The organism is Sphingomonas sp. ABOLE (assembly GCF_003950455.1).
Taxonomy (GTDB): domain Bacteria; phylum Pseudomonadota; class Alphaproteobacteria; order Sphingomonadales; family Sphingomonadaceae; genus Sphingomonas; species Sphingomonas trueperi.
This window is the reverse complement of record NZ_QQWY01000012.1, coordinates 110,648-124,593: the sequence shown is the minus strand read 5'-3', so window position 1 is coordinate 124,593 and position 13,946 is coordinate 110,648. Positions and strand designations below refer to the sequence as shown.

Genomic DNA, 13,946 nt, shown 5'->3' with positions numbered 1-13,946 from the left:
CGACTTCCAGCTCGCTATAGAGATGCGCGGCGCGGTGCTGGAGCGCCTGGAAGCTGCCGATCAATGTGCCGAACTGCTTGCGTTCCTTCAGGTACCCGATCGTCATGTCGCTCGCGCCCGCGCCGACGAGCAGCCGGTCCTTCACCGGGCGCCCGTTGACGAACAGATATTGGTGGTCCGCCACGCCGCGGTTGAAGGTCGGGATGCTCGCCACCCCGCCGAGCACCAGCCCCTCGCGCTCGAAATCGATCGCGACGCTGTTCTCCTGCAGCGCCCGATCGGTGAGCGCCGCGACCCGCGCGGGCCGGCTCTCGCCGCCCTGCACGCTCAGCACGCGGCGGCCGTCATGCTCGACCGCGAAGGCGATGTCGGGCCGCGCCATCGCGAGCCGCTTCATCCCGTCGAGGCAGGCGGCATATTCGGCCCGGGTCGAGCGCAGGAACTTGCGGCGGGCCGGCACGCGGCCGAACAGCGCCTCCACCCGCACCCGCGTGCCGGGCGGCAGCGCGGCCGGCCCCTCGGCGATCCTCGCACCATTGTCCACGGTGAGCGACCAGCCTTCCGCGCCGCGCACCCGGCTTTCGAGCGTCAGCTGCGCGACGCTGGCGATCGAGGGCAGCGCCTCGCCGCGGAAACCCAACGTCGCGACGTGCTCGATATCGTCGGTCGGCAGCTTCGAGGTGGCATGGCGCTCCAGCGCGAGCGCCATTTCGGCGGGCGCCATGCCGCAGCCGTCGTCGATCACCTCGATCAATTCGATGCCCCCGCCGGCCAGCTTCACGGTGATCCGTGTCGCGCCTGCGTCGATTGCGTTTTCAACGAGTTCCTTGAGAGCGCTGGCAGGGCGTTCGACCACCTCGCCGGCAGCGATACGGTTAACAAGATGTTCGGGCAGGCGGCGTATTGACATGCCATCCGCTGTAGCCCAAGCGACGGCCTCCCGCGACCCGCATCCGCATGAAACCAGGCCGGAGGCAACTTCGTCCCGGAACGGGTTCGGGCCAAACAATTTGTGCGAGCAGCCGGACGGGGGGCGCCCAACCCGGCAGGACGGATCAATAGATGGCTTTCTCCCGCATTTTCAAATTCATGTCCCACGACATGGCGATCGATCTGGGTACTGCGAACACCGTTGTTTACTTGCGCGGACGCGGCATCGTGCTGAACGAGCCTTCGGTCGTCGCGGTCGAGACGCTGAACGGCGTGAAGAAGGTCAAGGCGGTCGGCGACGACGCCAAGCTGATGATGGGCAAGACGCCCGGCTCGATCGAGGCGATTCGTCCCTTACGTGACGGCGTGATCGCCGACATCGATGTCGCCGAAGAGATGATCAAGCACTTCATCCGCAAGGTGCACGGGCAGCGCCGCTTCATGCGCTGGCCGGAGATCGTGATCTGCGTGCCCTCGGGCTCCACCTCGGTCGAGCGCCGCGCGATCCGCGATGCCGCGTCGAACGCCGGTGCCAGCCAGGTCTGGCTGATCGAGGAGCCGATGGCCGCCGCGATCGGCGCCGACATGCCGGTGACCGAGCCGATCGGTTCGATGGTCGTCGACATCGGCGGCGGCACGACGGAAGTCGCGGTGCTCAGCCTGCGCGGCCTCGCTTACTCGACCTCGGTCCGTGTCGGCGGCGACAAGATGGACGAAGCGATCGTCTCCTATGTGCGCCGCAACCACAACCTGCTGATCGGCGAAGCCACCGCCGAGCGGATCAAGCAGGAAGTCGGCGTCGCCAAGCCGCCGGTCGACGGCATCGGCAAGACGATCCACATCAAGGGCCGCGACCTCGTCAACGGCGTGCCCAAGGAAATCCAGATCAACCAGGGCCAGATCGCCGAGGCGCTGTCCGAACCGGTCAACACGATCGTCGAGGGCGTCCGCATCGCGCTGGAGAACACCGCGCCCGAGCTGGCCGCCGACATCGTCGATCAGGGCATCGTGCTCACCGGCGGCGGCGCGCTGCTGCACGGGCTGGACGAAGTGCTGCGCGACGAGACCGGCCTGCCGGTCACCGTCGCCGACGATCCGCTGACCTGCGTGGCGCTCGGCACCGGCCGCGCGCTCGAGGACCCGATGTTCCGCGGCGTTCTCCTCCAGGTCTGACGAAAGGCCAACGGCGATGGCGCCGCCACGGAATCGGCGCCCGGGGTTTTCGCGACGGGCGCAATATGGGCTGTTCTTCAGCTATGTGGCGGCGATCGGCCTGTTGCTGATCGGCGGCGGGCTCGTGCTGGTCTCGCGCTACAACCCGCATCTGTTCGCCGCGCTGCGCAGCACCGTGGCCGAGGTGACCACACCGGTCTCCTCGGGCCTCGACACGGTGCGGCGCGGCGTGGGCAGCGTGCCGACGGCGATCGGCAGCTATTTCGGGGTCCGCGGCGAAAATGCGCGGCTCAAGCGCCAGATCGAGGCCGAACATGCCGCGCTCCAGCGCGCGCTGGGCCTGGAACGCGAGAACCAGCGGCTGCGCCAGCTGCTCAAGGTGCGCGACGCCACGCCCGAGACGATCGTCGTCGCCCGGCTGGTCAATTCCTCCGCCTCCAGCACGCGCCGCTATGCCACGCTCAACGCCGGCAGCTGGCAGCGGGTCAGCCAGGGCCAGCCGGTGCGTGACGGCGACGGCCTGATCGGCCAGGTGGTCGAGGCCGGACCCAATGCCTCGCGCGTGCTGCTGATCACCGACCCGGACAGCACCATCCCCGTCCGCCGGGCGAGCGACGGCCTGCCCGCCATCGTCACCGGCAAGGGCGACGGCACGCTCGACGTGCGCGCCGCCAATGCCGCCGCCAACCCCTTCCGGGCGGGCGACCTGCTCGTCACCTCGGGCACCGGCGGCGTGTTCCCGCCGAACATCCCGCTCGGCAAGGTCAGCACGATCGGTCGCGATTCCTCGGTCGTCACGCCCGCGAGCAACCCCGACATGGCCGATTTCGTGATGGTGCTGCGCGTGTTCCTGCCCGAGCCGGCGCCGCCGCCCCAGGCCTTCCCGACCCCCGCCGCGACGCCCAAGGCCAAGTGATGGCGCTCGACCTCCAGCCGCTGGGAGTGCCGCCGCCGCGCCCCCGGGCGCGCTGGCTGGCGCCGCTGTCGATCGCGCTCGCCTCGCTGGTGACGATCCTGCCGGTCATCGCGACCGTGCCCTTCCTGCCGCCCTTCGGCCTGCTGATGCTGCTCGGCTGGCGGCTGCTGCGGCCCGATGCGCTGCGCGTCTGGGCCGCCGCGCCGCTCGGGCTGTTCGACGATCTACTCAGCGGCCAGCCCTTCGGCTCCGCGATGTTCCTGTGGATGGCATGCATGTTGATCATCGACGTGCTAGAGACGCGCATCGTGTGGCGGAATTTCTGGCAGGACTGGCTCATCGCCGCAGGCGCGACCGGCTTCGTGCTGATCGCGGGACGGTTCCTCGCGTCCCCCATCTCGGCCAAGGTCGATGCCGCGCTGCTGCTCCAGGCGGGGGCATCGGCGATGCTGTTCCCGCTCGCCTCGCGGCTGTGCGCCTGGCTCGACCGTGACGTGGTGAAGGCCTGAGCGATGGTGCGGATCACCGAAGCCGCCCAGACCTACAGCTTCTCCCGCCGCGCGGTGGTACTCGGCGTGGCGCAGGGTGCCGTCGGCATGGTGCTCGCCGGCCGCATGGCCTGGCTGTCGGTGGTCGAGAACGAGCAATACAAGCTCAAGGCCGAGAGCAACCGGGTCAACAACACGCTGATCCCGCCGCGCCGCGGCTGGCTGCTCGATCGCAGCGGCAAGCCGCTCGCCAGCAACCGCACCGATTTCCGCGTCGACCTGATCCCAGATCGCATCGTCGACAAGGACAAGCTGCTCGCCGAACTCACCCGGCTGCTCAATCTCCCGCCCGAAGACCTCGCCCGCATCGAGACCGACCTCAAGCGCGCCGGCGGCTTCCGCCCGGTGCAGGTGGCGGAAAATCTCGACTGGGACCGTTTCGCCGCGGTGCTGGTGCGCCAGCCCGAGCTGCCCGGCGTCGCGCCGACGCGCGGCTATGCCCGGCATTACCCGCTCGGCGCGGGTGTCGGCCATCTGATCGGCTATGTCGGCACCGCTTCGGCCGAGCAGTTCAAGGCGGACAAGGATCCGCTGCTCGTCACCCCCGGCTTCAAGCTGGGCAAGGACGGGCTGGAGAAGACGCTCGACCACCGGCTGCGCGGCAAGCCAGGCGCCAAGCGCGTCGAGGTCACCGCGCATGGCCGCCCGGTGCGCGAGCTCGAGACCCGCGCCGACCAGCCGGGCGAGAGCATCAAGCTCACCATCGATTCCGGGCTGCAGGAATATGTCGCGCGGCGGCTGGGCACCAATTCGGGCTCGGCGATCGTGATCGACGTGGCCAGCGGCGACATCCTCTCGATGGTGTCGATGCCGTCCTACGACCCCAACAGCTTTTCCGACGGCATCAGCCAGCTCGAATGGAAGATGCTGTCCGAGGACGACCATGTTCCCTTGATGAACAAGGTGCTGCAGGGTCTGTATCCCCCCGGCTCCACCGTCAAGCCGATGAACGGCCTCGCGCTGATGGCGGCGGGGGTGAGCCCGAACGAGCGGGTGTTCTGCTCCGGCGCGCTGCGCGTCGGCAGCGGCGTGTTCCACTGCCACAAGAAGGGCGGGCACGGGCCGCTCGACCTCAAGAACGCGATCATGCAGAGCTGCGACATCTATTTCTACGAGATGGTCCGCCGCGTCGGCTATGATGCGATCGCGCCGATGGCGCGGATGCTGGGGCTTGGCCAGAAGTTCGACATGCCCTTCACCACCCAGCGCTACGGCACCGTGCCGGACAGCGCCTGGAAGCTGAAGAAATACCACCATCCCTGGACCGTGGCCGATTCGCTCAACGCCTCGATCGGCCAAGGCTATGTGCTGGCCAACCCGCTGCAGCTGGCGGTGATGGCCAGCCGGCTTGCCTCGGGCAAGATCCTGGTGCCGCGGCTGCTCGCCAACGGCCCCTCGGGTGCCCAGCCGCTGCCGGTGAGCGCCGAGGACCTCGCGGTGGTGCGCGAGGCGATGTACGGCGTGATCAATGGCGGCGGCACCGGCGGTGCGGCACGGATGTACGTCCCCGGCGTCGCGCTGGCGGGCAAGACCGGTACCGCGCAGGTGCGCCGCATCACCATGGCGGAGCGCCGCACCGGCGTGCTCAAGAACGGCTCGCTGCCGTTCAAAATGCGCGACCACGCGCTGCTGGTGTGCTTCGCCCCGCACGACAATCCGAAATATGCCGCCGCGATCGTACTCGAGCATAACGGCCATACGATCCGCAACCTCGATACGCCGCTGATCGGTCGGGACATCATGACCTATCTGTTCGATCGCGATCAGGCGATGAAGACGCTGGCCGAAGTGGAGCCCACCTGGGGCGGCGACTATACGACGCGCATGGCGGCGCAGTCCGCTGCCTTTCGCGCGGCGCAGGCCGCCCCGCCCCCGCCCGCGCCCGAGGACACCGAGGAGGCCGCGAGCAGCCTCGCCGACCAGGCCGCCAACAGCACCGCCGATTCGACCAAGCGCGACGTCGCGCCCACCGGCAGCGTGGAGGGCGACTGATGGCGCGCCCCGGCAACGGCATCGTCCCCATGCAGGTCGCGCAGCTGCCGTGGAAGGTCCTCTTCCTCGTGCTCGCGATCGGCGGCTTCGGCCTGGTCGTGCTCTACTCCGCCGCCAATGGAAATATCCGGCCTTGGGCATTCAACCAGGGCACCCGCTTCTTCCTGTTTCTCGCGGTGGCGATCGGCATGTCGCGCATCCCCGTACGCGTCCTGTCGCAATGGTCGCTCCCCATCTACGGCGCGCTGGTGGTCGCGCTGCTCGGCGTGGAACTGCTCGGCAAGGTCGCGGGCGGCAGCCAGCGCTGGATCAGCCTGGGCGGCTTCCAGTTCCAGCCCTCCGAGCTGATGAAGCCGATGATCGTGCTCGCGCTCGCCCGCTTCTACGAGATGCTGCCGGCCAGCGAGACGCGCAAGTTCGTCGCGATCTGGCCCGCCTGCGTGCTGATCGGGGTGCCGGCGCTGCTCGTCATCATGCAGCCCGATCTCGGCACCGGGCTGATGATCACCGGCTGCGGCGTCATGGTGATGTTCCTGGCGGGCGTGCCGCTGCGGCTGTTCATCGCCGGTGCGCTGGCGGTGGCGGTCGCGGCCCCCCTCGCCTTCAACTTCGTACTGCACGACTATCAGCGCAACCGCGTGCTGATCTTCCTCGATCCCGAGCGCGACCCGCTCGGCACCGGCTACCACATCACCCAGTCCAAGATCGCGATCGGTTCGGGCGGCATCTTCGGCAAGGGCTTCCTGCAGGGCACCCAGAGCCATCTCGACTATCTCCCCGAGGGCCAGACCGACTTCGCGCTGGCGACGATGATGGAGGAATGGGGCCTGGCCGGCGGCGTGTTCCTGATCGTCGCGTTCGGGATGCTGATCGCCTGGGGCATCGGCGTCGGCATGCGCGCCAAGACGCGCTTCGGTCGGCTCACCGCGGCGGGGATCTCGGGCACGATGTTCCTCTATTGCTCGATCAACATGGCGATGGTGATCGGGCTGGCGCCGGTGGTGGGCGTGCCGTTGCCGCTGATCAGCTTCGGCGGCACCGCGGTGATGACCTTCATGCTGTGCCTGGGAATCCTCCTCTCGATCGACCGCGACGGCCGCACCAAGACCCGCTGGTGATTTTTTCATTTTTGGGGTTTACAAGCCGCAAGGCGCGACGCTAAAGGCGCGCCTCCGAAGCGGCGGTGCCCCACCAAGGGCGCCATGCAGAAGCCGGATGGACACATAGCTCAGTTGGTAGAGCAGCTGACTCTTAATCAGCGGGTCCTTGGTTCGAGCCCAAGTGTGTCCACCACTTCCTCTTCTGCCCCGATGCCTTCCGGTACGGACACATAGCTCAGTTGGTAGAGCAGCTGACTCTTAATCAGCGGGTCCTTGGTTCGAGCCCAAGTGTGTCCACCACTCCCATATCGTTCCGGCCATGTTTGTCGCGAGCGGCAGACAACGATAGAGCCTGGGCGGGCCGGCCTCAGCGCGTGGCGCACGCTGAAGATGGCGCGCTCGGCGCACGGCTGTGTCCGCGGCAATACCGCCAAATTCCATGATGGGCTGGAACGCTCGCCGGTTTCCGCACGCGTGCTGCAGGGACCGTCGATCTGGATCTGCGGGGACTGCCATGTCGGCAATCTTAGGCCCCTCTCCAACAGCGACGGTCGCGTCGAGGTGCAGATTCGCGACATGGACCCGGTGGCGAGCGGAGGCTCGGCCGCTCGCTGTTCGTCCGCGACCTGGCGCCGCAGGACCTCAAGCTCGAGCTCGACCAATTCAGCCGCGGCGAGGCGGTGAAGTCCGCGCGCTGTCTCGAGCATTGTCGGCGCCATGCCGTCGCTGCGTGATGCTGTCTGGGAGAAGGACGTCGATCCGTTCGACGCACCAGCGGGGGCCCCATGGCGGAGAGGGAGCCCGTCGAACTGGACCCGCTCCGCCGCAGATTTCCGCGCTTTCTCGCGCGGGCGGCTAAAATGATACCCCGACTTGTACCCCGAGGCTGAAGCGGCACTTTCGGGACCTCGAACCGGCCGGCGCGCGCGACCAGGCGGCGTGAGGCCGGTGGGTCAACTGGCGATTCGAATTGCCGTCCCGTCCCAGCTCGGCACGCCTCCGGGGCTGCCCGCAAGTGGAACACATCCAGAACGCCCGCTATATAGATCCGATAAGAACGAGATCGGGACGCGCGCACCATGGGGCCATCGCCGGACGTCATTCGCCAGCGCATTGCGGAGCAGTGCGTGAGCCACCGCCTGACCTATGCGCAGCTGTCCCGGATCCTCGGCCGCCCGGACGGCTATATTGCCCGGCACATCCGCGAGCAGATCCCGTACGAGCTGGCGCAGGCCGAGCGCGCCCGCGCTGCCGAGTTCTTCGGCGTGCCAGGCCCCTACCTCGACGCGCCGCCGCGCAAGAGTGAGCGCCAGGCGCGCGCGGAGCAGCGCCGCTTTCGCCCGAACTATCATACGGTGCTGCGGCGCGCGACCTGATCACTAATGGCGGGCATTGATCGATGTGGGGAGGGTCGGACGTGACACCGAAGTCGGCATCGCCTAGGGTGCGCACGTCACCTCCTCCGCTTGCGTGGAGCCCCCCGGCAATACACGCTCGACTTGCCCTCGAAGAGGAGGTGGCAACCTCACGCTCTACGCGCGGCGCGCAGCGCATCTAGGAAAGCCGAAGATCGCTCGACGCCCACCGCGCGCGTGATCGCGTTCACGGCCGCTGTCATCTCCTGGCTGCGACCGAACGCCGCGGCCCCTTGCCCAACCTCCGAGCGCGTCACCGCGGCTTTCCAGAATTGATCGATCCAGTACAGCTCGGCGCCACACAGGTGCAGGAAGGCGAGCGCGAGCCGAAGCCCTGCGGAGGGCGGCACCGCTCCGGCTCTGGCACGCTCCTGCGCCTCGTCCACCACGCACAGCGCGTGGAAGATCGCTCGGTCTCTGGCGACTCGCATGCGCGGAACATGAAGAGAACATCGCAGCGTGTCGAGCGTCTACTGGCCGGGCAGCCCGCCGATGTAGTTGCCCGCCGGCAGGGTGTTCGCCTTGGTGTTGACGTAGAAGACCGGCGCCACGTTGCCCTCGACCACCGCGCCAGGGTCGTTGATCTTGATCCACGGCGTCACGCCCGGGCACGCGTCGATGCGGTTGAACCGAACGATCGTGCCCTTGGCCTGGGTCACATAGAGGGCGATCGCCTGCCAGTTCACGCATTGGAACAGGTTCCCGGTGATCTCGATGTTCGTGTAATCGCCTCGATTTTCTTCGTCCCCGAACCAGATGCCTTGCGGGTACACATAGGCGGATCCCAGCTGCGCGTCCCCGATGAACTGGTTCGCGATGATGCGGATGTTCTTGCACGCCGCCGGCATGCCGGTCGTCCAGCACTGGATGCCGTCGGGGTGATAGGTGCCGATCGTGCGGAACTTCGAGAACCTGTTCCAGGCGATCAGCGCCCCATCCACGCCGGGGATCTCGATCGCGTCGATGCCGATCATGCTGATGTCGTTGTCGCGGATGACGATGTTGCGGCTCTGCTTGACCGCGATACCCACCCCGATCTGGACAATGCGCGATCCAGAGATGGTGAAGCCGTTGCTCTGGGCTACCATGACGCCCTGACGATCGGTCGGCGGGCCGTCGAGCGGGCCGTGAACATACAGCTTGTCGAGCGTGATGCCCGATCCGCCGTTCACCCGGATCAGATAGTCGTAGATCTTCACCACCGACGTCACCTCAAGGTTGGAGAAGGTGATGTTGATCGCCCGGTTGAGGACCATCTGCGCGAACACAGCGGGGTGCGTCGGGTCGGCGCTGGTGATGGTCACCGGCTTCGCGAACACCTGGTCGTTGAGGATCAGCGCCCCGTAACTGCCAGGAGCAAGCGCGATGGTGTCGCCGGGCTTCGCCACCTTAAGCGCGGCGGTGAGCTGCGCCGGTGTGGCAACGGCAATCGTCGTCCCGCACGCGGCGGCGGGCGCCATCAAAAGGAAGATGGCGGCGAGGAATCGCAACATGGTGTTCTCCTGATGTGGGAGGGGATGGCCCGCGGCGCGCCGCTATGCCGCCCGCTCGTATGCCCCGACGGCACCGCTGCCGTCGGTGCGGCGCGTGACGCCGAGGATGTCGAACTTCTTCGCTTGCCGGATGGCGCGGTTGACAATCACCGAGCTCGCGACCGGTCGGAAATCGCCCAGGGTCTCCGCCTGGTTGGCGCTGTTGGTCACCCCGGTCGTGTCGCTGACGAACTGCGACGAGAAGGTGATGGTCCCGCCCAGCGCGAAATAGGCCGACGAGGGATCGACCCTCATACCCAGATAGCTGTTGATCCCCGGCGCCGTGCCGGATTCGGAGCCGTTCAGGTTGACGTTGAGCGCAGAGGCGACGTCGTAGACCGGCCAGTAGTTTTGGCAGCGCGAGCCGTCGGGCGGGTTGCTGCCGTGGCCGGTGCTGTCCCAGACGACGTTGTTGGAGGTGTAGAGGTTGAAGCCCCGGTACCACTGCGTGTGGTAGGGCGCGTTGCTGTCGTTGTAGGCCCGATTGTGCCGCTGGCCGAGGAACGAATTGTAGGATTCGACGATGTTCGTCGTCGCCACCGCCAGGCCATCTGCGCCGATCTGCGCGCACTTGCAGCCCGCATAATAGGCGGACTTCACGAGGTTGCCGCGCGTCGACATGCCGAGCTGCGGATAGCCGTAGTTGCCGCCGGCGTTATAGGCGAACGTGAAGACCAGCACCCCGGCGGGCGAATTGATCGGCCCATGGATGCGGTTATCGATGTGCATCCCGAACATGACCGGGACGGTGGGCGCACTGAAGTCCCGCACGGCCGTCAGGCAGAAGATCGTGTTGCCGATCATGATCGGCACGCTGACCTGCCCGAGCGGGCCCTGGAGGTTGTTGCCCGCCACGAGCACGTGACCGTATTGCTGCTGCTTCGGATCGCCGACATTCGCCGCGACCGAATAGCTGTTGTTCAGCAGCCAAACCCAGCCGTTGCGCCACTGGATGCCGAACGTCGCATCGAAGGCGGTGTAATTCATGCCGCTGATCACGAGCTCGCCGGTGGCCTGCTTGACCACCGTCGTGTTGTCGGTCGCGCGATCGAAGAAGATGTTGGCGGCGCCGGTCGCCGTTGCTGCCGAATAGATCCCGTCCCCGAACCACATGCGCGGGTGGCCGGATTTCACCCCACCGTTGCTGAAGATGACGCTGCCGGGCGTCGCCGCGGGATCGGCCTGGACATAGAACCACACGCTGCCGCGCGTCCTGGTGCCCATCGCGGTACCGAAGCCGTTGTGGGTGCCGGCCTTCAGATATGCCCGCCCGCCGCCACTGTCGTTGTGCGTGGTCAGCCCGCCCCCGGCCGTGTTGTGATAGGATGCGATGGCCGTCTCCGCTGCGGCGATCGTCGGATAGCAGTTGGCCAGCGTACCCTTCGCCGCGTCGGCCGCCGCGAAGGTCGAGAACACGCCCGTGGTGCCGGTGGCCGTTCCCGAAGGATCGACGAAGCAATAGCCGATCTTCAGCAGGTTCGACGGGTCGTTGTAGAAGTGCCAGCGCGCGGGGATGTTGCGGCTGTTCACGATCAGGTTGTCGGCGCCGATATAGGTCCAGACGCACGTGCCGTCGGTCACGTCGGTCGACAGGGTCGTGCCGGTCGGCCCGCCCGAGGAGGCGGAGACGCCGGCCGTCTTCAGCTGATAATAGTTCGCGCCGTTGCGGACGATGGTGCCGACGAAGGTATAGGCCTGCGACGCGCGCCAGTCGGCGCCCTCGGCATCGAACCTCGTGTTGAACGACGTACCCAGCCAGGGGCATACCTCGAGCTCGATGAAACAGTCGCCGGCGGGCAGCGACGACGTGTTGAACGTCAGCGCGAAAACCTCGACCGCGCAGCCGCCGGGGCCGGACGTCGTGTACTGCGTCGAAAGCTCGCTATCGATGACGTCGCCCAGAGCGACGCTGGCGGTGCGGGCCATGTTCCAGGCCGTGGCGCGGATGCCGGCGATCGGCCGCCCGCCGCCGATGTGGATGCCCCAGCCATGATCGACGACCACCTCGACGCGGAGCGTGCCCGTCGAGCGCTGGTGTGGCGGCGTGACGATCGTCGCCATGGGCAACGGGTAGGGCAGCGTCGACAGGTTGGTGACGGTGACGCCGGAGCCGATCGAGGCGAGCGAGGACGTGATGCCGACCACATAGGCACCCGCGCCCAAGCTGACGCTCTTGATCACCGTGTCCTTGTAGATCGGCATGTCGGTCATGACGTGCGCGATCACGTCGCCGCCCGATGCCTGCTCGATATACCCGGTGTCCTGGCTCAGCGGGATCAGGGTCCAGAGCACGCCGCCATCGGAAACGGTCTGGCCATCGGTGCTATGCGTCGGCGCCGTCGCGCCCTTCGTGCCGCCCAGCTCGGTGTAATAGGCGCGGCGCGCACCAGCCGCCGTGCCGTAGCAATAGGACCGCGGGGGCACCGTCGCGCCGAGCGCGGTCCAGGCCTGCGGCCACGGGCGCTTGACCGGCAGCGTGCCCCGGACGGTGCGGGTGCGGGTGCGGGCGACAATCACCCCGCCGACCACATCGTAGCCCGTGTCCTCGACCGTCATCACCAGCTTCGTCGCGTCCAGCGGCGGATCGCTGATCGGATGCCGCAGGGGCATGTTCTTGATCGTGATCGCGACCGCGCAGCCGGTCAGGTCGGGTGCCGAGCCATTGTCGTTGGCGACGGTGCCGGCCACGGACGATAGCGCCACCAGGCCGTCGATCACCGGCGCGGTGGGCAGCGCCGGCCGCCCCGCGAATAGGGCCCGGCTGGAGACAGACAGATTCAAGGCGCTAAGGCGCATGGCCGCGCTCCTATGTTGGGATGGGGAACAGGGTGCCGGGCGGCGGGGCTGCTATTCGCAGATGAGCTTCTTCAGGCCCATGTCGCGGTACCAGCGGCACAGGCGCGCGACCTTCTCGTGCTCGGTGCGGCCCCAGGCCTCGTGGGCAATGTCGAAGGCGTCCAGCGCCGCCGCGGAGGTTGCCGCCTCGGCAGTGATGATCGGCTCGGGCGCCGGCTGGATGTCAGCGTGCGGCGGGGAAATCAGTGCCGGGGTGCTGGCGCACCCACACAGCGCAAGCGCGAGCGCGCTGGCGATCGGTGAGCGGCGCATCGGGGAGCTTGTCGACGGCATTGTGGGCCTCCTCGGCATCATTGGCGATGGTCTGGGTGATGACGACGCGATCGGCGGCGGCCTTCGCGTCTGCAGGGCGCGCGGCGGCCTCCTGCCGGGCGCTGTGGTTCTCGACGACGCGGCGATCGTGCAGCTTCAGCCACAGGCCGAACCCGGCGAGGATCAGCAGCACGAGGCCGCCGAAGAACACCGGCTTGGCGAGGCGCTCGCCGACGATGGGATTGAGCCAGGCGATCATTGCTCACCCGCCTTTCGCAGCGCGAGGTCTGCGGCTTTCCGGCCTGTGGTGCTGGCCCCGTATTCGGATTGCACGACCGAGCCACCCCAGCCGAGCACGATGCCGAGGGCCAGCAGCAGCGCGTTCTCGTTCCGCTGCGGGATCTCGACGAAAAACAGCAGGATCAGCCCGAGCAGACCCGCCGACAGCGCGGCGATGCCGACGGCGGCGCGGAAGCGGTTGCCCTCGGCAGGCGGCGGCCCGATCATCTTGGTTTCGTCGGTCATGCCCACCCTCCGGCCTTGCCGGCGGCCTGGAACCCGAGGGCATAGGCCGCGATCATGTCGGCCCGGTCGACGCCGTTGATGATGCGCCGGGCGGCGGCGAACTGGTCGGCGGCGCCCAGCGGCCCGGGAAGGTAATCGCGCAGCGCGCGGCCGGTGAACCACCCCTCTTCCATGCCGCGCACCATGATCGAGACGGCAATGTCGGTCCGGAGCGCGAGGCCGAAGTCCTTGAGCAGCGCGCCGCCCAGCTCGAGCTCGCGATCGGCGCGCTCATAGTTGTCGCACCACGTCAGCTGCACGAGCCCACGGCCGTAGGGGATCTGGCCGCCATAGCTGGGCGCGCCGGGCACCGGCTTCATGCGGGCGCCGGGCACACCGTAGCGCATCCCCCTGCCGCGCCCGATTTCCTCGATCGGCACCAGCCGCGCCTCGTGCCAGGCGGTTGCCAGCCCATAGGCCAGCCAGGAAAGCGGCCAATGCGCCGCCGCCGATAGCAGGGCGTTGATGGTCGCGACCTGGGGCGTGGACAGCGGCCCCATGACAGCGCGAACCCCTGCAAAGAATGCTGCCGGGTCTGCCATTGCATGGGGCTTGTCGATGCCGAGCGCCGCGGCGATCGCCGCGAGCGTCTGCGGACCGAGCATGCCGTCGGGAGCGACACCGAGGTGCCGCTGAATATCTCTCAGCTCCGTCATGGGTGCCTCCGA

At 67.7% G+C, this 13,946-nt stretch carries 14 protein-coding genes and 2 tRNA genes; 9 read left to right on the top strand and 7 right to left on the bottom strand.

The features are described 5' to 3' along the window. Window positions 1–910: DNA mismatch repair endonuclease MutL (gene mutL / locus CA234_RS09860; protein ID WP_241213426.1), on the bottom strand; the 910-nt coding region annotated here is incomplete at its 3' end. 152 nt (window positions 911–1,062) lie between these two features. Here mutL and CA234_RS09855 point away from each other — a divergent pair. The 9 genes from CA234_RS09855 (at window position 1,063) to CA234_RS09815 (ending at window position 8,035) form a co-directional block, all read left to right on the top strand. Then, the gene (locus CA234_RS09855; RefSeq protein ID WP_064313791.1) at window positions 1,063–2,103 is read left to right on the top strand and encodes a rod shape-determining protein; all 1,041 of its coding nucleotides are present in this window, start codon (window positions 1,063–1,065) and stop codon (window positions 2,101–2,103) included. Between the two features lie 16 nt (window positions 2,104–2,119). After that, window positions 2,120–3,019 (top strand): rod shape-determining protein MreC, encoded by a 900-nt coding sequence (mreC, locus tag CA234_RS09850; protein WP_126001575.1) that lies wholly within the window; start codon window positions 2,120–2,122, stop codon window positions 3,017–3,019. After that, complete coding sequence (gene mreD / locus CA234_RS09845; RefSeq protein WP_126001574.1) at window positions 3,019–3,528, top strand: rod shape-determining protein MreD; 510 nt, start codon at window positions 3,019–3,021, stop codon at window positions 3,526–3,528. Before mreC ends, mreD begins: the two co-directional genes overlap by 1 nt. A gap of 3 nt (window positions 3,529–3,531) precedes the next feature. After that, window positions 3,532–5,559, top strand: coding sequence for a penicillin-binding protein 2 (gene mrdA, locus CA234_RS09840; protein ID WP_125977461.1), 2,028 nt, complete (start codon window positions 3,532–3,534; stop codon window positions 5,557–5,559). After that, window positions 5,559–6,677: a rod shape-determining protein RodA gene (gene rodA, locus CA234_RS09835; protein ID WP_125977460.1), complete on the top strand. Its 1,119-nt coding sequence runs from the start codon at window positions 5,559–5,561 to the stop codon at window positions 6,675–6,677. The genes mrdA and rodA overlap by 1 nt, the downstream gene beginning before the upstream one ends. A gap of 99 nt (window positions 6,678–6,776) precedes the next feature. Next, window positions 6,777–6,852: transfer RNA gene (locus CA234_RS09830), tRNA-Lys, on the top strand. 31 nt (window positions 6,853–6,883) lie between these two features. Beyond that, window positions 6,884–6,959, top strand: a tRNA-Lys gene (locus CA234_RS09825). Next, window positions 6,948–7,343 (top strand): DUF2252 family protein, encoded by a 396-nt coding sequence (locus CA234_RS09820; protein ID WP_277600121.1) that lies wholly within the window; start codon window positions 6,948–6,950, stop codon window positions 7,341–7,343. The genes CA234_RS09825 and CA234_RS09820 overlap by 12 nt, the downstream gene beginning before the upstream one ends. A 443-nt stretch (window positions 7,344–7,786) precedes the next feature. Then, window positions 7,787–8,035: a phage repressor protein gene (locus CA234_RS09815; protein WP_241213420.1), complete on the top strand. Its 249-nt coding sequence runs from the start codon at window positions 7,787–7,789 to the stop codon at window positions 8,033–8,035. A gap of 149 nt (window positions 8,036–8,184) precedes the next feature. On the opposite strand, the gene CA234_RS09810 is transcribed toward CA234_RS09815, so the two are convergent. The 6 genes from CA234_RS09810 to CA234_RS09785 all read right to left on the bottom strand — a co-directional run bounded on the left by CA234_RS09810 (window position 8,185) and on the right by CA234_RS09785 (window position 13,934). Continuing rightward, a complete protein-coding gene (locus CA234_RS09810; protein ID WP_126001572.1) occupies window positions 8,185–8,505 on the bottom strand; it encodes a hypothetical protein in 321 nt (106 codons plus the stop codon). A gap of 39 nt (window positions 8,506–8,544) precedes the next feature. Further along, complete coding sequence (locus CA234_RS09805; RefSeq protein ID WP_126001571.1) at window positions 8,545–9,567, bottom strand: right-handed parallel beta-helix repeat-containing protein; 1,023 nt, start codon at window positions 9,565–9,567, stop codon at window positions 8,545–8,547. A 42-nt stretch (window positions 9,568–9,609) separates the two neighbouring features. Beyond that, window positions 9,610–12,402: a hypothetical protein gene (locus CA234_RS09800; RefSeq protein WP_126001570.1), complete on the bottom strand. Its 2,793-nt coding sequence runs from the start codon at window positions 12,400–12,402 to the stop codon at window positions 9,610–9,612. Between the two features lie 223 nt (window positions 12,403–12,625). Further along, window positions 12,626–12,973, bottom strand: coding sequence for a hypothetical protein (locus CA234_RS09795; protein WP_126001569.1), 348 nt, complete (start codon window positions 12,971–12,973; stop codon window positions 12,626–12,628). Continuing rightward, window positions 12,970–13,239: a hypothetical protein gene (locus tag CA234_RS09790; RefSeq protein ID WP_126001568.1), complete on the bottom strand. Its 270-nt coding sequence runs from the start codon at window positions 13,237–13,239 to the stop codon at window positions 12,970–12,972. Before CA234_RS09790 ends, CA234_RS09795 begins: the two co-directional genes overlap by 4 nt. Beyond that, on the bottom strand, window positions 13,236–13,934 hold the full coding sequence (locus tag CA234_RS09785) for a hypothetical protein (RefSeq protein ID WP_206431157.1): 699 nt from the start codon (window positions 13,932–13,934) through the stop codon (window positions 13,236–13,238). The genes CA234_RS09790 and CA234_RS09785 overlap by 4 nt, the downstream gene beginning before the upstream one ends. Window positions 13,935–13,946: the final 12 nt, after the last annotated feature.